The sequence below is a fragment of the Escherichia sp. XD33 genome (assembly GCF_019375075.1).
Classification (GTDB): domain Bacteria; phylum Pseudomonadota; class Gammaproteobacteria; order Enterobacterales; family Enterobacteriaceae; genus Enterobacter; species Enterobacter flexneri_A.
In genome coordinates this window covers 126888-144241 of record NZ_JAENDM010000001.1, presented here as the reverse complement: position 1 = coordinate 144241, position 17354 = coordinate 126888, and the positions used below count along the sequence as shown (strand labels likewise).

Below are 17354 nucleotides of genomic sequence, written 5' to 3'. Positions count from 1 at the left end.
ACTGCTACTCCAGCCCGAGGCTGTCGCGCAGAATATTCAGGCGTTCGTTATCCCCGTCACGGGCGGCCTGTTGAAGTGATTTCGTTGGCGCATGGATCAAGCGGTTAGTCAGTTTCCATGCCAGATCCTGCATAATGGCTTGCGCGTCGCCGCCCTGCTCAAGGGCCGCTAACGCTTTGGCGGTTAACTCATCGCGAACTTGCTCTGCCTGGCTGCGATACTCGCGAATGGTTTCGCTGGCGCTTTGTGCTCGCAGCCACGCCATAAATTCGCTGGTTTCCTGAGCGACAATAGTTTCCGCCTCAACCGCTGCGGCTTTACGCTGCGCCAGGTTGTGCGAAATGATGCTTTGCAGATCATCAACGCTATAAAGATAAGCATTCGCCAGTTTGCCAACTTCCGGCTCAACATCGCGCGGAACGGCAATATCCACCAACAGCATTGGTTGGTTGCGACGGCTTTTTAATGCGCGCTCCACCATGCCTTTCCCGATAATCGGTAACGGGCTGGCGGTGGAACTGATGATGATATCGGCTTCGCGCAGACGTTCGTCGATATCACTCAGGGCAATCACTTCCGCGCCGACTTCATCTGCCAGAATTTGGGCACGTTCGCGAGTGCGGTTGGCGATAATCATCTTCTGTACTTTGTGTTCGCGCAGATGACGCGCCACCAGCTCGATAGTTTCGCCCGCGCCTACCAGCAACACTGTGACCGTAGAGAGCGATTCAAAGATCTGCCGCGCCAGCGTACAAGCCGCAAAAGCGACAGACACAGCGCTGGCACCGATATCTGTTTCAGTGCGAACGCGTTTCGCGACAGAGAAAGATTTCTGGAACATGCGTTCCAGTTCGCTGGCCTTCATATGACCTTTTTGCGAATCGGCAAACGCTTTTTTAACCTGACCGAGGATCTGCGGCTCCCCCAGAACCAGTGAATCCAGGCCGCTGGCAACACGCATTAAATGGCTAACCGCGTCGTTATCCTGATGCCAGTAGAGGCTTTTACGCAGATCTTCTTCATTAAGATTGTGATAATCGCAAAGCCAGCGGATTAACGCCTCTTGCAGGTTGTCCTGCTCTTCAACGCTAAGATAAAGTTCCGTGCGGTTGCACGTCGACAGCACCACGCCGCCCTGCACCATCGGCTGCGCAAGCAGGCTGTCAAGCGCCTGATCGAGCTTATCCGGCGAAAACGATACACGTTCTCGCAGCGATACAGGTGCCGTTTTATGGTTGATACCGAGTGCTAAAAGGGTCATGTCTGCGGGAAATAATACCAACGTTGATAGGGTTAGTCTGCTTGCATCATACAGGATGCGTAAGATCAATAAAAGAGAGCGCCCCCTTTTGGAGTAATTGCCGAAAGCCGTTAGATTCTGGCAATTAAGACAACTTGAACATAGACGATAGCGGACGGTAACGCTAGCATTAAGGGTTATAACTGCAACGTATCTCAAGGACTTGTCATCACTATGCCCCTGCCCGATTTTCGTCTTATCCGCCTGCTACCGCTGGCTGCTCTTGTGCTCACTGCCTGTTCCGTTACCACGCCCAAAGGTCCTGGCAAAAGCCCGGATTCGCCACAATGGCGTCAGCATCAGCAAGACGTGCGCAATCTTAATCAGTATCAGACTCGCGGCGCGTTCGCTTATATTTCTGACCAACAAAAAGTGTACGCCCGCTTTTTCTGGCAGCAAACCGGCCAGGATCGCTACCGTCTGCTGCTCACTAACCCATTGGGCAGCACGGAACTGGAGCTGAATGCTCAACCGGGTAACGTGCAGTTAGTCGACAATAAAGGTCAGCGTTATACCGCCGATGACGCCGAAGAGATGATTGGCAAATTGACCGGAATGCCAATTCCGCTCAACAGCTTGCGCCAGTGGATTTTAGGTTTACCGGGTGATGCAACCGACTACAAACTGGACGACCAGTACCGCCTGAGCGAAATTACCTACAGCCAGAATGGCAAAAACTGGAAGGTTGTTTATGGTGGTTATGACACCAAAACGCAACCTGCGATGCCAGCCAATATGGAACTCACCGACGGTGGTCAACGCATCAAGTTAAAAATGGATAACTGGATAGTGAAATAATGCGGACACAGTGGCCCTCTCCGGCAAAACTTAATCTGTTTTTATACATTACCGGTCAGCGTGCGGATGGTTACCACACGCTGCAAACGCTGTTTCAGTTTCTTGATTACGGCGACACCATCAGCATTGAGCTTCGTGACGATGGGGATATTCGTCTGTTAACGCCCGTTGAAGGCGTGGAACATGAAGATAACCTGATCGTTCGCGCAGCGCGATTGTTGATGAAAACTGCGGCAGACAGCGGGCGTCTTCCGACGGGAAGCGGTGCGAATATCAGCATTGACAAGCGTTTGCCGATGGGCGGCGGTCTCGGCGGTGGTTCATCCAATGCCGCGACGGTCCTGGTGGCATTAAATCATCTCTGGCAATGCGGGCTAAGCATGGATGAGCTGGCGGAAATGGGGCTGACGCTGGGCGCAGATGTTCCTGTCTTTGTTCGGGGGCATGCCGCGTTTGCCGAAGGCGTTGGTGAAATACTAACGCCGGTGGATCCGCCAGAGAAGTGGTATCTGGTGGCGCACCCTGGTGTAAGTATTCCGACTCCGGTGATTTTTAAAGATCCTGAACTCCCGCGCAATACGCCAAAAAGGTCAATAGAAACGTTGCTAAAATGTGAATTCAGCAATGATTGCGAGGTTATCGCAAGAAAACGTTTTCGCGAGGTTGATGCGGTGCTTTCCTGGCTGTTAGAATACGCCCCGTCGCGCCTGACTGGGACAGGGGCCTGTGTCTTTGCTGAATTTGATACAGAGTCTGAAGCCCGCCAGGTGCTAGAGCAAGCCCCGGAATGGCTCAATGGCTTTGTGGCGAAAGGCGCTAATCTTTCCCCATTGCACAGAGCCATGCTTTAAGCCGGGCAAGCTGAGTTTCGGTGACAACGTCACCTTGTTCCAGACGTTGCATCGCGCTCTTTAATACACCGCCTGGAAAGGATCATGCCTGGCCCGCACAGTTTTCGGCAGATTCTTTCCACCAATGGACGCATGCCTGAGGTTCTTCTCGTGCCTGATATGAAGCTTTTTGCTGGTAACGCCACCCCGGAACTAGCACAACGTATTGCCAACCGCCTGTACACTTCACTCGGCGACGCCGCTGTAGGTCGCTTTAGCGATGGCGAAGTCAGCGTACAAATTAATGAAAATGTACGCGGTGGTGATATTTTCATCATCCAGTCCACTTGTGCCCCTACTAACGACAACCTGATGGAATTAGTCGTTATGGTTGATGCCCTGCGTCGTGCTTCCGCAGGTCGTATCACCGCTGTTATCCCCTACTTTGGCTATGCGCGCCAGGACCGTCGCGTCCGTTCCGCTCGTGTACCAATCACTGCGAAAGTGGTTGCAGACTTCCTCTCCAGCGTCGGTGTTGACCGTGTGCTGACAGTGGATCTGCACGCTGAACAGATTCAGGGTTTCTTCGACGTTCCGGTTGATAACGTATTTGGTAGCCCGATCCTGCTGGAAGACATGCTGCAGCTGAATCTGGATAACCCAATTGTGGTTTCTCCGGACATCGGCGGCGTTGTGCGTGCCCGCGCTATCGCTAAGCTGCTGAACGATACCGATATGGCAATCATCGACAAACGTCGTCCGCGTGCGAACGTTTCACAGGTGATGCATATCATCGGTGACGTTGCAGGTCGTGACTGCGTACTGGTCGATGATATGATCGACACTGGCGGTACGCTGTGTAAAGCTGCTGAAGCTCTGAAAGAACGTGGTGCTAAACGTGTATTTGCGTACGCGACTCACCCGATCTTCTCTGGCAACGCGGCGAACAACCTGCGTAACTCTGTAATTGATGAAGTCGTTGTCTGCGATACCATTCCGCTGAGCGATGAAATCAAATCACTGCCGAACGTGCGTACTCTGACCCTGTCAGGTATGCTGGCCGAAGCGATTCGTCGTATCAGCAACGAAGAATCGATCTCTGCCATGTTCGAACACTAATCGAACCCGGCTCAAAGACCCGCTGCGGCGGGTTTTTTTGTCTGTAATATCCATTTGTATGACCTATGCCTCCTTCACCTGCCATTTAGTTGACAGATGATGCGCTCACGGATGAAACATTATTGTGAACAAAATATTTTCCTCACATGTGATGCCTTTCCGCGCTCTGATCGACGCTTGCTGGAAAGAAAAATATACTGCCGCACGGTTTACCCGTGACCTGATTGCCGGGATAACCGTCGGGATTATTGCTATCCCGCTGGCGATGGCGTTGGCTATTGGTAGTGGTGTGGCACCCCAGTACGGTTTATATACCGCAGCTGTTGCGGGGATTGTCATTGCTCTGACGGGTGGGTCACGCTTTAGCGTTTCCGGTCCGACTGCGGCATTTGTGGTAATTCTCTATCCCGTGTCGCAACAGTTTGGACTGGCAGGACTGCTGGTTGCGACCTTGCTGTCGGGGATCTTTTTGATTCTGATGGGTCTGGCACGCTTTGGTCGCCTGATTGAGTATATTCCGGTTTCCGTCACCTTAGGTTTCACCTCGGGTATCGGGATCACCATCGGTACCATGCAGATTAAAGATTTTCTCGGTCTGCAAATGGCCCATGTCCCGGAACATTATCTACAAAAAGTCGGCGCATTATTTATGGCGCTGCCGACCATTAATGTGGGTGATGCTGCCATTGGCATTGTGACGCTAGGTATTCTTGTTTTTTGGCCGCGTCTGGGCATTCGTTTACCCGGTCACCTTCCGGCCTTGCTGGCTGGTTGCGCGGTGATGGGGATTGTTAACCTGCTCGGCGGACATGTTGCTACCATCGGTTCGCAATTCCACTACGTCCTGGCCGATGGTTCTCAGGGTAACGGTATTCCGCAACTGCTGCCGCAACTGGTGCTGCCGTGGGATCTGCCTAATTCAGAATTCACGCTAACCTGGGATTCTATTCGCACACTGCTGCCTGCGGCATTCTCAATGGCAATGCTCGGCGCAATCGAATCTCTGCTCTGCGCCGTGGTGCTGGATGGTATGACCGGGACGAAACACAAGGCGAACAGCGAACTGGTTGGACAGGGACTGGGGAATATTATCGCTCCGTTCTTTGGTGGTATTACCGCTACAGCTGCCATCGCGCGTTCTGCCGCTAACGTCCGTGCCGGGGCAACGTCCCCTATCTCGGCGGTGATCCACTCTATTCTGGTTATTCTTGCCCTGCTGGTACTGGCACCGCTGCTCTCCTGGCTGCCGCTTTCCGCCATGGCAGCCCTGCTGTTGATGGTGGCGTGGAACATGAGTGAAGCGCACAAAGTGGTCGACTTGCTGCGTCATGCGCCGAAAGATGACATCATCGTCATGCTGCTGTGCATGTCGCTGACCGTGTTGTTTGATATGGTTATTGCCATCAGCGTGGGGATCGTGCTGGCATCGCTGCTGTTTATGCGTCGTATCGCACGTATGACTCGCCTGGCACCGGTAGTCGTAGATGTTCCAGACGATGTCCTGGTTCTGCGCGTTATTGGCCCGCTGTTTTTTGCTGCTGCTGAAGGCTTATTCACGGACCTGGAGTCACGTCTTGAAGGCAAACGGATTGTGATTCTGAAGTGGGATGCCGTTCCGGTACTTGATGCTGGTGGTCTTGATGCGTTCCAGCGTTTTGTGAAGCGTCTGCCCGAGGGATGTGAACTGCGCGTGTGCAACGTGGAATTCCAGCCACTGCGCACTATGGCTCGCGCTGGCATTCAACCGATCCCGGGACGCCTGGCGTTCTTCCCGAATCGTCGCGCGGCGATGGCGGATTTATAAGTACGAGATTGACCAGTCAGCGCAAACTGACTGGTCAGCAAACTGCATTATTTGTTAGCTATGACGGCGATTATCGCTACGGCGGCAACGTTTGTCATAGTGGCGAACCCACCAGTAACGGTCGCACACCTGTTCATGCCCGCCAACACGGGCACCCGCCAGCCAGAGAATGGCACCGACGAAAATACTTAGCACTGCACCATGTGCGAAATACTGGGGCATATTAAACTGTGGTAACTGGTTGAGGATTGAATACCCCACGCCGACCACCATTACCACCAGACCCAACCCCATGAGCACGTTACCGAGTAACGAAGCGTTTTTGCGTTTCATATGTCACCTCCGGAACTTTCTGGGTTGTAACAGGGAATACCCCTCTTCCTTATGTGTAAAGTATAGACAACACCCAGTGGGTTATGTGCGGGCGTGATCACAATTACAACCCTTATTTCAACAAAACTTTACAAATAAACGCCTGAACACCTTGACTTTCTAATAGTCCGCTCAGGCAATTATTACGTTATCTGCATTTGATACGCAGTTTTTTGTCAAGCGGGGCCGCAACCAGTAAACTACGCGCCAGTTATGTACACACTCAGGACAAAAAAACGTGACGATTAAATTGATTGTCGGCCTGGCGAACCCCGGTGCTGAATACGCCGCAACGCGACATAATGCTGGTGCCTGGTTCGTTGACTTACTGGCAGAGCGTTTGCGCGCTCCGCTGCGCGAAGAGGCTAAATTCTTTGGTTATACTTCGCGAGTCACTCTTGGAGGCGAAGATGTCCGCCTGTTAGTCCCGACTACATTTATGAATCTCAGCGGCAAAGCCGTTGCGGCGATGGCCAGTTTTTTCCGCATTAATCCGGACGAAATTCTGGTGGCCCACGACGAACTGGATCTGCCTCCTGGCGTCGCCAAATTTAAATTGGGCGGTGGCCATGGTGGTCACAATGGACTGAAAGACATCATCAGTAAATTGGGTAATAACCCTAACTTTCACCGTTTACGCATCGGAATCGGTCATCCGGGCGATAAAAATAAAGTTGTCGGTTTTGTGTTAGGCAAACCGCCTGTTAGTGAACAGAAGTTAATTGATGAAGCCATTGACGAAGCGGCGCGTTGTACTGAAATGTGGTTTACAGATGGCTTGACCAAAGCAACGAACCGATTGCACGCCTTTAAAGCGCAATAAGTCGTTGTCTGCGGCATTTTTGCCGAGTGCCGTGTATAATAGGCAAAGTTATTTCCATTTCTGCAATCTGTTAGCAATAACAGGTTGATTATTAAGATATTAAGGTGATTTAAATCATGGGATTCAAATGCGGTATCGTCGGTTTGCCCAACGTCGGGAAATCTACCCTGTTCAACGCGCTGACCAAAGCCGGTATTGAAGCGGCCAACTTTCCATTCTGCACCATTGAGCCGAACACAGGCGTCGTACCAATGCCTGATCCTCGCCTGGATCAACTGGCTGAAATCGTAAAACCGCAGCGTACGCTTCCCACGACCATGGAATTTGTCGATATCGCCGGTCTGGTAAAAGGCGCATCGAAAGGCGAAGGTCTGGGTAACCAGTTCCTGACCAACATCCGTGAAACCGAAGCGATCGGTCACGTTGTTCGCTGCTTTGAAAATGACAACATCATTCACGTTTCCGGCAAAGTTAACCCGGCTGACGATATTGAAGTTATCAACACCGAACTGGCGCTGGCAGACCTCGACACCTGCGAACGTGCGATTCATCGCGTACAGAAGAAAGCCAAAGGTGGCGATAAAGACGCGAAAGCTGAGCTGGCGGTCCTGGAAAAATGCCTGCCCCAGTTGGAAAATGCAGGTATGCTGCGCGCGCTGGATTTAAGCGCTGAAGAGAAAGCGGCTATTCGTTACCTGAGCTTCCTGACGCTGAAACCAACAATGTACATCGCCAACGTCAACGAAGACGGTTTTGAAAACAACCCATATCTTGACCAGGTGCGTGAAATCGCGGCGAAAGAAGGTTCTGTTGTGGTTCCGGTTTGTGCTGCTGTTGAAGCAGACATTGCCGAACTGGACGACGAAGAACGTGACGAGTTTATGCAGGAGCTTGGGCTGGAAGAGCCGGGCCTGAACCGTGTGATCCGTGCCGGTTATAAACTGCTGAACCTGCAAACTTACTTCACCGCTGGGGTGAAAGAAGTGCGTGCATGGACCATTCCGGTTGGAGCAACCGCGCCGCAGGCAGCGGGCAAAATCCATACTGATTTTGAAAAAGGCTTTATCCGTGCACAAACCATCTCGTTTGAAGATTTCATCACTTACAAAGGTGAACAAGGCGCGAAAGAAGCAGGCAAAATGCGTGCAGAAGGTAAAGATTACATCGTGAAAGATGGCGATGTGATGAACTTCCTTTTCAACGTCTAATTAATTTATTGTCTTATGAGGTTTCGCTAAATCTCATGAAGAGCGCAAAAGTATATAAAATCCACGCAATTGCGTGGATTTTTCATTTCACCGAGTCCTAATCATTCTTGTAACATCCTACACTTTTGTGCTTATTGCCTATAGTGAACCACGAGAATAATTAAAGACATAAGTGTTCAGATGACGGATATCTCATTAGCAGTGATATAACGTAAGTTTTTGTATCACTACACATCAGCCCCCTTCACAGCTGATCAAAATTGATCACGCTCCAATATGCTGGCAAGATGAAAATGATAACCAGTAGCACAATAACAACGATAGGCCAGAAAACCCATTGACCAAAAATGAATATCGATGTTTTTTGCTTTTTCTTATTAGTAATGCAAAAATGGCGCATATTGTTTTTGTTATGCAGATACATCAAGCGAAACTCCCATAACTAATTAGGATTATTACAAAAAATCTTCACCAAATTTTTTAACCGCTGTTTGTTGTAATATTTTTGCCATATTTATAGTAACGAATTGGAATAAGTAACGACAACTTAGGGAATAACTCGATATAAACTCACCTTTGTAAGGGGGATGTTAAATATATATTAATTCCTGTGTTCCTGATTTTGCCCGGTAATAGAGAATTATTCTCTGAGAAGCTCATCATGATTGCACCATACAAATATCATGATGATAAGAGGATATTATTCATTGATTTAAACAAAATGACAAAATCCATAGACCCATAGTCTGGGTACTATATAGGAGTGGTATGGGCATCAAACAACACAATGGGAATACCAAAGCAGATCGTCTCGCTGAATTAAAAATCCGTTCGCCCTCAATTCAACTGATAAAATTTGGCGCTATTGGTTTGAATGCAATTATCTTTTCCCCCCTGCTGATAGCTGCTGATACAGGAAGTCAATATGGCACCAATATTACTATTAATGATGGTGACAGAATTACAGGAGATACCGCCGATCCATCAGGAAACCTCTATGGTGTAATGACCCCAGCAGGAAACACGCCTGGCAATATCAACCTGGGTAATGATGTCACCGTCAATGTCAACGACGCCTCTGGATATGCAAAAGGAATCATTATTCAGGGCAAAAACAGCTCCCTGACAGCTAACCGACTCACAGTAGATGTTGTTGGTCAAACCTCTGCCATCGGCATTAACTTAATTGGTGACTATACCCATGCTGACTTAGGCACAGGCAGCACCATTAAGAGTAACGATGACGGCATCATTATTGGGCATAGCTCAACACTAACAGCCACTCAATTCACCATTGAAAACTCGAACGGTATAGGCCTAACCATCAATGACTATGGCACCAGTGTCGATCTTGGAAGCGGAAGTAAAATCACGACCGATGGAAGTACAGGTGTTTATATCGGTGGTCTCAACGGCAATAACGCCAATGGTGCTGCGCGTTTTACGGCTACAGACCTGACAATCGATGTTCAGGGCTACAGCGCCATGGGGATAAACGTACAGAAAAACTCTGTTGTCGATCTCGGAACAAACAGTACCATTAAAACCAATGGCGATAATGCTCACGGCCTCTGGAGCTTTGGCCAGGTTAGCGCGAATGCACTCACTGTTGATGTAACTGGAGCCGCGGCCAATGGCGTCGAAGTTCGTGGTGGTACAACCACTATCGGTGCAGATAGCCATATTTCTTCCGCGCAGGGCGGTGGCCTCGTCACCAGTGGTTCAGACGCGATAATCAATTTTACTGGCACGGCAGCGCAACGAAACAGCATCTTTTCCGGCGGTTCTTATGGTGCCTCGGCCCAGACGGCAACGGCTGTTGTCAACATGCAAAATACCGATATTACAGTTGATCGTAATGGCAGTCTGGCGCTGGGTTTGTGGGCTCTCAGCGGCGGTAGAATAACCGGAGACAGTTTGGCTATCACCGGCGCGGCAGGAGCCAGGGGAATTTATGCCATGACCAACAGCCAGATCGACCTCACGAGCGATCTGGTCATTGATATGAGTACACCCGACCAGATGGCCATCGCAACGCAACATGACGATGGTTATGCCGCCAGCCGCATCAACGCCTCGGGTCGTATGCTTATCAACGGTAGCGTTCTTTCCAAAGGTGGGCTAATCAATCTGGATATGCACCCTGGGTCGGTTTGGACAGGTTCCTCCCTCAGCGATAATGTCAATGGCGGAAAACTGGACGTTGCAATGAATAACAGCGTCTGGAACGTAACAAGTAATTCTAATCTCGACACGCTGGCGCTGAGCCATTCAACTGTCGATTTTGCCAGCCACGGGTCAACTGCCGGCACATTTGCCACATTAAACGTAGAGAACCTGAGCGGTAACAGTACCTTTATTATGCGTGCTGATGTTGTTGGCGAGGGTAATGGCGTTAATAATAAAGGGGATTTATTGAATATCAGCGGGAGTAGTGCTGGTAATCACGTATTGGCTATCCGCAACCAGGGCAGCGAGGCCACAACGGGAAATGAAGTTCTGACAGTGGTAAAAACCACTGACGGCGCGGCCTCGTTCAGCGCGTCTTCTCAGGTTGAGTTGGGGGGATATCTGTACGATGTGCGTAAAAATGGCACTAACTGGGAGCTTTACGCTTCCGGGACAGTTCCGGAACCGACTCCTAATCCTGAACCCACACCAGCTCCCGCTCAGCCTCCCATAGTCAACCCCGATCCTACGCCTGAACCCGCTCCCACGCCTAAACCCACCACGACCGCAGATGCTGGCGGCAATTATCTCAATGTCGGTTACTTATTGAACTATGTTGAAAACCGTACGCTGATGCAACGGATGGGTGACCTGCGAAATCAGAGTAAAGACGGTAATATCTGGTTGCGCAGTTATGGGGGAAGCCTGGACTCCTTTGCCAGTGGCAAACTGAGCGGCTTTGACATGGGTTACAGCGGTATCCAGTTTGGTGGGGATAAACGTCTCTCTGATGTAATGCCGTTGTATGTCGGTCTGTATATTGGCTCAACACATGCATCGCCGGACTATAGCGGAGGCGACGGTACCGCACGTTCAGACTACATGGGAATGTACGCCAGTTACATGGCACAAAACGGTTTTTACAGCGATCTCGTTATAAAAGCATCGCGCCAGAAAAATAGTTTCCACGTACTGGACAGTCAGAACAACGGCGTTAACGCCAACGGCACTGCGAATGGAATGAGCATCTCCCTGGAAGCCGGGCAGAGGTTCAACCTGTCCCCTACTGGTTATGGGTTCTATATAGAGCCGCAAACCCAGCTTACATACAGCCACCAGAATGAGATGACTATGAAGGCGAGTAATGGCCTCAATATACATCTGAATCACTACGAATCGCTGCTGGGGCGTGCCAGCATGATACTGGGGTATGACATCACCGCAGGCAACAGCCAGCTGAATGTCTATGTGAAGACTGGCGCTATCCGCGAGTTTTCAGGGGATACCGAATATCTGTTGAACAACTCCCGGGAGAAGTACAGTTTCAAAGGTAATGGCTGGAATAACGGCGTGGGAGTCAGTGCACAGTATAACAAACAGCACACATTCTATCTCGAAGCGGATTACACGCAGGGTAACCTCTTTGATCAGAAGCAAGTCAACGGAGGATATCGCTTCAGCTTTTAAGTGCGGGATAGACAAGCCCTTAAACGATGCTGAAAATTGTTAGCGTGCGCCGGAATGAAATACAGATCACTCTGATGTATCAGAAATCGTTTCTGTCTTTCATACCCGGCGCTTAAACTGCCCTGCATCAATGCCATGTTGCTTCATTTTCCGCCACAGCGTAGTGCGGCCGATCCCAAGTAAAGCCGACATTTCCTGAATGCGACCGCCTGTGACCTGGGCTGCGTTAATAATTGCCTCTTTTTCAACTTCCGCAAATGACAGACTGGTGGAAAGGCGGGTGGCGCTGACATCATCTGTCGCCTGCTCGGTAAACAGATGTTCCGGCAAATCACTGACGCGAATGCGCCCGTTATCACTACTCAGAGCAAGATTCTCGATGACGCTGTAAAGTTCAAAATCGTTGCCTGGCCATGCACAAGAAACCAGGCGAGCGAGGGCATCGTCATCAATTTTCAGCCGCGTAGAGAAGCGTTTTTCAAGACTGCGTAATTTGTTATTCACCAGCGCCGGAATGCTGCCACGCCGCATACGCAGAGGCGGGATGGTAATTTCAAATGCATGCAGCGCGTAATACAGCTGGCGACTAAAACGATTTTGTTCCACCAGCATTGCGAGGTCCGCGGTCGTTGTTGCAATCACTTTGACATCAATTGGTATTAAACGCCGCGCATCCAGTCGCGTGATAACCCCCTGCTTGATAACCTGAAGCAAAGCAGACTGTAACTCCACCGCCAGATATTCAATCTTTTCAAGAAACAGCGTGCCGCCGTGTGCCAGTTCCAGCCGACTCAGACGGCCATTTTCATTGTCCGTGCGATCGCCACCAATAAATTCTTCCGCCAGCGCAGCATCACCATATAACTCACAATTGACGGCGATATAAGGACCTGCAGCACGCTCGCTTTCATTATGAATTGCCTGACTTAGCAGTGCCTTGCCCACGCCCTCTTCTCCACAAAGCAGGACAGGAAAGCTACTGCGCGCCGCCTGGCGACCAAAATGAATCAAGCGGCGGGTTTGCGGATCGTCCTGTGGCATATGAGCGAAGGTATGGCTGACTTTTCCTAATTGACTGGTCATCAACTGCCGCATCTGTTCCACAGGATGGAGCAACAAAATAAAGCTGGTTCCCTGCGTTTCTATTATCGGTTTAAGGGTTATCACCGCATCAATAAACTGGTGCTGGCTTTCAAAGGTTGCTTCTACGTGTTTGAGCGGATGTGCCTGTTTTATTGCTTGTTGCAATACGGCGGGTAACGTTAAGAGTTCAGTGATTGCCCGTCCCTGACTTGCCGTCGCGTCAAGGCGCAAGACCCGCGCCGCCTGGGCATTAATAAATTGCAAATTACCCTGCTCGTCCCAGCTAATCACGCCATCATCCATACTTTCTAACAGGGCATTAAGTTGATTTAAATGACGGTTAGTTTCAGCGAGCAAACTGTCCGTCAGCAGTAAATTTCCGACCTCGCGGGCGATTGCCAACGTCAACGGCAAATCAGCTGCGGTAGTTTGCTCAACCGGACACGCCAGCGCTATTGTTCCCGTCAATCGGCCCTTGCTGTCAAACAACGGCGTTGCACAAAAGGCCCAGTTCCAGAGTACCTGTTTGAAATGTTGATCGGCCATCGTTTTCACGGCCTGACCAGAGATAGCCGCTAACGATAGCGCACAAGTACCAATAATTCCCTCGGCGCAATACGTGCCGTCATTGAATCCCAGTGCACTTAGCTGCTGCAAGGTTTGCGGATCGCCATTACGGCTGAGAATGCAGGCGGTTTCATCGAGGATAAACAGCGCACACTCTCGCGGTGCCATATATTCCCAGGCATCTTCCAGCGCAGCCTGCCCGAGCGTCAGCATCGCTTTCTTACGCCGATAAATAGAAGCAAATGTCACGCCCTGGGCCTGATGTGGTACGTTCCATGTCTCCCGTTTCATCAGCTTATTGCATCGCTCCCAGGAGGTTGCAATTAAGGGAGATATGCCCCGACCATCGTTGTTAAAAGCGCCACTCATATCCCGCATCCCTTATGACAAAAGGTGTTCCGGCTCGCAATTTTAAGTATTAATACACGTAAAAGTTTCAATATGGAACATTCATTAAAGCATATGTTTCACTATGAAACATAATTTGGGCTAATTTTCTTTTCCCTTGCCTGATGCACAATGGATTCATCGGCAGTCAGTGGTCGCCGTGTCGTTGAACATCATCCATGCCCTACCGTAATTGCTGGAGCAAAATAATGAAAAAATTGATCAATGATGTGCAAGACGTACTGGACGAACAACTGGCAGGACTGGCGAAAGCGCATCCATCGCTGACACTGCATCAGGATCCGGTGTATGTCACCCGAGCTGATGCCCCTGTTGCAGGAAAAGTCGCCCTGCTGTCGGGTGGCGGCAGCGGACACGAGCCGATGCACTGTGGTTATATCGGTCAGGGGATGCTTTCGGGGGCCTGTCCGGGCGAAATTTTCACCTCACCGACGCCCGATAAAATCTTTGAATGCGCCATGCAAGTTGATGGCGGCGAAGGTGTACTGTTGATTATCAAAAATTACACCGGCGATATTCTTAACTTTGAAACAGCGACCGAGTTACTGCACGATAGCGGCGTAAAAGTGACCACTGTGGTCATTGATGACGACGTTGCGGTAAAAGACAGTCTTTATACTGCCGGGCGACGCGGCGTTGCCAACACCGTATTAATTGAAAAACTCGTAGGCGCAGCGGCGGAGCGTGGCGACTCACTGGACGCCTGTGCGGAACTGGGGCGTAAGCTGAATAATCAAGGCCACTCAATAGGTATCGCTCTCGGTGCCTGTACCGTTCCTGCCGCGGGCAAACCTTCTTTTACCCTGGCGGATAATGAGATGGAGTTTGGCGTCGGCATTCATGGTGAGCCGGGTATTGACCGCCGCCCCTTCTCTTCCCTTGATCAAACCGTCGATGAAATGTTCGACACCCTGCTGGTAAATGGCTCATACCATCGCACTTTGCGTTTCTGGGATTATCAACAAGGCAGTTGGCAGGAAGAACAACAAACCAAACAACCGCTCCAGTCTGGCGATCGGGTGATTGCGCTGGTTAACAATCTTGGCGCAACTCCGCTTTCTGAGCTGTACGGCGTCTATAACCGCCTGACCACACGTTGCCAGCAAGCGGGATTGACTATCGAACGTAATTTAATTGGCGCGTACTGCACCTCACTGGATATGACCGGTTTCTCAATCACCTTACTGAAAGTTGATGACGAAACGCTGGCACTCTGGGACGCCCCGGTCCACACCCCGGCCCTTAACTGGGGTAAATAAGGAGAAAGCAATGTCACTGAGCAGAACTCAAATTGTTAACTGGCTCACTCGTTGTGGCGATATTTTCAGCACCGAGAGCGAGTATCTTACCGGACTGGATCGCGAAATTGGCGATGCTGACCACGGGCTAAATATGAACCGAGGCTTTAGCAAAGTGGTGGAAAAACTCCCTGCTATCGCAGATAAAGATATCGGTTTCATTCTCAAGAATACCGGTATGACGCTGCTTTCCAGCGTCGGTGGTGCCAGTGGTCCGCTGTTCGGTACCTTCTTTATCCGCGCCGCACAGGCGACCCAGGCACGGCAAAGCCTGACACTGGAAGAGCTTTATCAGATGTTCCGCGATGGCGCGGACGGCGTAATCAGTCGCGGGAAAGCCGAACCTGGCGATAAAACCATGTGTGATGTGTGGGTGCCGGTGGTGGAATCGTTACGTCAGTCCAGCGAGCAAAATCTCTCTGTTCCGGTGGCGCTCGAAGCTGCCAGTAGCATCGCCGAATCCGCTGCACAAAGTACGATTACGATGCAAGCCCGCAAAGGCCGCGCCAGTTATCTCGGTGAACGCAGTATTGGTCACCAGGATCCCGGCGCGACCTCGGTGATGTTTATGATGCAAATGTTGGCGTTAGCCGCAAAAGAGTAAGGAATTGGTGATGGTAAACCTGGTCATAGTTTCACATAGCAGCCGACTGGGAGAAGGTGTCGGTGAATTAGCCCGTCAGATGTTAATGAGTGATAGTTGTAAAATCGCCATTGCCGCGGGAATTGACGATCCACAAAATCCCATTGGTACCGATGCCGTCAAAGTGATGGAGGCCATCGAATCTGTTGCTGATGCCGACCATGTGCTGGTCATGATGGATATGGGTAGCGCATTATTGAGTGCTGAAACTGCGCTGGAATTGCTGGCTCCCGAGATCGCCGCAAAAGTACGTTTGTGTGCTGCGCCGTTGGTCGAAGGTACACTGGCAGCAACGGTCAGCGCGGCCTCGGGGGCGGATATCGACAAAGTTATCTTTGACGCCATGCATGCGCTGGAAGCCAAACGTGAACAACTGGGTTTACCGTCCTCCGACACTGAAATCTCTGACACATGTCCTGCGTACGATGAAGAAGCCCGTTCTCTGGCGGTGGTCATAAAAAACCGTAACGGCCTGCATGTACGTCCGGCCTCCCGGCTGGTTTATACCTTATCGACATTTAATGCCGATATGTTGCTGGAAAAAAACGGCAAATGCGTCACACCAGAGAGTATTAACCAGATTGCGTTACTACAAGTTCGCTATAACGATACGCTGCGCCTGATTGCGAAAGGGCCAGAAGCTGAAGAGGCACTGATCGCTTTCCGTCAGCTGGCTGAAGATAACTTTGGTGAAACGGAGGAAGTCGCTCCACCTACTCTGCGTCCCGTTCCGCCTGTTTCGGGTAAAGCCTTTTATTATCAACCAGTTTTATGTACGGTACAGGCAAAATCAACCCTGACCGTGGAAGAAGAACAAGATCGATTACGCCAGGCTATTGACTTCACGTTATTAGATCTGATGACGTTAACAGCGAAAGCAGAAGCCAGCGGGCTTGACGATATTGCCGCAATCTTTTCTGGTCACCATACACTGTTAGATGATCCGGAACTGCTGGCGGCGGCAAGCGAACTCCTTCAGCATGAACATTGCACGGCAGAATATGCCTGGCAGCAAGTTCTTAAAGAACTTAGCCAGCAATACCAGCAACTGGATGATGAATATCTACAAGCTCGCTATATTGATGTGGACGATCTTCTGCATCGCACCCTGGTCCACCTGACCCAAACGAAAGAAGAACTCCCGCAGTTTAACTCGCCAACTATTCTACTGGCGGAGAACATTTATCCTTCCACAGTACTGCAACTGGATCCGGCGGTTGTAAAAGGTATCTGCCTTAGCGCCGGAAGTCCGGTATCCCACAGCGCCCTAATCGCCCGTGAACTGGGGATTGGCTGGATTTGCCAGCAGGGTGAGAAACTGTATGCGATACAACCAGAAGAAACGCTAACGCTGGACGTTAAAACGCAACGTTTCAACCGTCAGGGTTAAGCCACTGTTCGGATGGCATCGTTCTGATGTCATCCGGCAATTTACTCAGCACTAATGGTTTTTAACTACCTGTTA

The 17354-nt window shown here is 50.5% G+C and carries 13 protein-coding genes; 10 read left to right on the top strand and 3 right to left on the bottom strand.

Annotation, left to right across the window (positions count from 1 at the left end; genetic code table 11):
* Window positions 1-4 precede the first annotated feature (4 nt).
* The gene (hemA, locus tag K0778_RS00740; RefSeq protein ID WP_001299679.1) at window positions 5-1261 is read right to left on the bottom strand and encodes a glutamyl-tRNA reductase; all 1257 of its coding nucleotides are present in this window, start codon (window positions 1259-1261) and stop codon (window positions 5-7) included.
* Between the two features lie 213 nt (window positions 1262-1474).
* On the opposite strand from hemA, the gene lolB reads away from it, so the two are divergent.
* The 4 genes from lolB (at window position 1475) to dauA (ending at window position 5851) form a co-directional block, all read left to right on the top strand.
* Window positions 1475-2098: a lipoprotein insertase outer membrane protein LolB gene (lolB, locus tag K0778_RS00735; protein ID WP_001130692.1), complete on the top strand. Its 624-nt coding sequence runs from the start codon at window positions 1475-1477 to the stop codon at window positions 2096-2098.
* Window positions 2098-2949: a 4-(cytidine 5'-diphospho)-2-C-methyl-D-erythritol kinase gene (gene ispE, locus K0778_RS00730; protein WP_001260332.1), complete on the top strand. Its 852-nt coding sequence runs from the start codon at window positions 2098-2100 to the stop codon at window positions 2947-2949. Before lolB ends, ispE begins: the two co-directional genes overlap by 1 nt.
* A gap of 150 nt (window positions 2950-3099) precedes the next feature.
* Window positions 3100-4047 (top strand): ribose-phosphate diphosphokinase, encoded by a 948-nt coding sequence (gene prs, locus K0778_RS00725; protein ID WP_001298109.1) that lies wholly within the window; start codon window positions 3100-3102, stop codon window positions 4045-4047.
* A 124-nt stretch (window positions 4048-4171) separates the two neighbouring features.
* Window positions 4172-5851 carry a C4-dicarboxylic acid transporter DauA gene (gene dauA / locus K0778_RS00720; protein ID WP_001033352.1) on the top strand — a complete coding sequence of 560 codons (1680 nt, stop codon included), beginning with the start codon at window positions 4172-4174 and terminating at the stop codon, window positions 5849-5851.
* 54 nt (window positions 5852-5905) lie between these two features.
* Here dauA and ychH read toward each other — a convergent pair whose 3' ends face one another.
* Window positions 5906-6184 (bottom strand): stress-induced protein YchH, encoded by a 279-nt coding sequence (gene ychH / locus K0778_RS00715; protein WP_000823885.1) that lies wholly within the window; start codon window positions 6182-6184, stop codon window positions 5906-5908.
* 277 nt (window positions 6185-6461) lie between these two features.
* Here ychH and pth point away from each other — a divergent pair, with 277 nt between their 5' ends.
* The 3 genes from pth (at window position 6462) to K0778_RS00700 (ending at window position 11890) form a co-directional block, all read left to right on the top strand.
* Window positions 6462-7046, top strand: a complete 585-nt coding sequence (gene pth, locus K0778_RS00710) for an aminoacyl-tRNA hydrolase (RefSeq protein WP_000152933.1) — start codon at window positions 6462-6464, stop codon at window positions 7044-7046.
* Between the two features lie 116 nt (window positions 7047-7162).
* On the top strand, window positions 7163-8254 hold the full coding sequence (gene ychF, locus K0778_RS00705) for a redox-regulated ATPase YchF (protein ID WP_000505866.1): 1092 nt from the start codon (window positions 7163-7165) through the stop codon (window positions 8252-8254).
* Between the two features lie 768 nt (window positions 8255-9022).
* The gene (locus tag K0778_RS00700) at window positions 9023-11890 is read left to right on the top strand and encodes an autotransporter outer membrane beta-barrel domain-containing protein (RefSeq protein ID WP_001334788.1); all 2868 of its coding nucleotides are present in this window, start codon (window positions 9023-9025) and stop codon (window positions 11888-11890) included.
* 99 nt (window positions 11891-11989) lie between these two features.
* Here K0778_RS00700 and dhaR read toward each other — a convergent pair whose 3' ends face one another.
* Window positions 11990-13909, bottom strand: coding sequence for a dihydroxyacetone kinase operon transcriptional regulator DhaR (dhaR, locus tag K0778_RS00695; RefSeq protein WP_001350505.1), 1920 nt, complete (start codon window positions 13907-13909; stop codon window positions 11990-11992).
* A gap of 227 nt (window positions 13910-14136) precedes the next feature.
* On the opposite strand from dhaR, the gene dhaK reads away from it, so the two are divergent.
* From dhaK to dhaM, 3 genes are read left to right on the top strand one after another with little or no spacing between them, the layout of a single operon-like run.
* A complete protein-coding gene (gene dhaK, locus K0778_RS00690; protein WP_000733715.1) occupies window positions 14137-15207 on the top strand; it encodes a dihydroxyacetone kinase subunit DhaK in 1071 nt (356 codons plus the stop codon).
* A 10-nt stretch (window positions 15208-15217) separates the two neighbouring features.
* Complete coding sequence (dhaL, locus tag K0778_RS00685; RefSeq protein ID WP_000059411.1) at window positions 15218-15850, top strand: dihydroxyacetone kinase subunit DhaL; 633 nt, start codon at window positions 15218-15220, stop codon at window positions 15848-15850.
* A 10-nt stretch (window positions 15851-15860) separates the two neighbouring features.
* Entirely contained in the window at window positions 15861-17279 is a 1419-nt protein-coding gene (dhaM, locus tag K0778_RS00680; protein ID WP_001301101.1) for a dihydroxyacetone kinase phosphoryl donor subunit DhaM, read from the top strand.
* The last annotated feature ends 75 nt before the right edge of the window (window positions 17280-17354 follow it).

Bases quoted from the DNA above. Each gene is read 5' to 3' on its own strand.
- ychF (WP_000505866.1), top strand. From the start codon at position 7,163: ATGGGATTCAAATGCGGTATCGTCGGTTTGCCCAACGTCGGGAAATCT.
- lolB (WP_001130692.1), top strand. From the start codon at position 1,475: ATGCCCCTGCCCGATTTTCGTCTTATCCGCCTGCTACCGCTGGCTGCT.
- K0778_RS00700 (WP_001334788.1), top strand. From the start codon at position 9,023: ATGGGCATCAAACAACACAATGGGAATACCAAAGCAGATCGTCTCGCT.
- ispE (WP_001260332.1), top strand. From the start codon at position 2,098: ATGCGGACACAGTGGCCCTCTCCGGCAAAACTTAATCTGTTTTTATAC.
- dhaM (WP_001301101.1), top strand. From the start codon at position 15,861: ATGGTAAACCTGGTCATAGTTTCACATAGCAGCCGACTGGGAGAAGGT.
- dhaR (WP_001350505.1), bottom strand. From the start codon at position 13,909: ATGAGTGGCGCTTTTAACAACGATGGTCGGGGCATATCTCCCTTAATT.
- dhaL (WP_000059411.1), top strand. From the start codon at position 15,218: ATGTCACTGAGCAGAACTCAAATTGTTAACTGGCTCACTCGTTGTGGC.
- dhaK (WP_000733715.1), top strand. From the start codon at position 14,137: ATGAAAAAATTGATCAATGATGTGCAAGACGTACTGGACGAACAACTG.
- ychH (WP_000823885.1), bottom strand. From the start codon at position 6,184: ATGAAACGCAAAAACGCTTCGTTACTCGGTAACGTGCTCATGGGGTTG.
- hemA (WP_001299679.1), bottom strand. From the start codon at position 1,261: ATGACCCTTTTAGCACTCGGTATCAACCATAAAACGGCACCTGTATCG.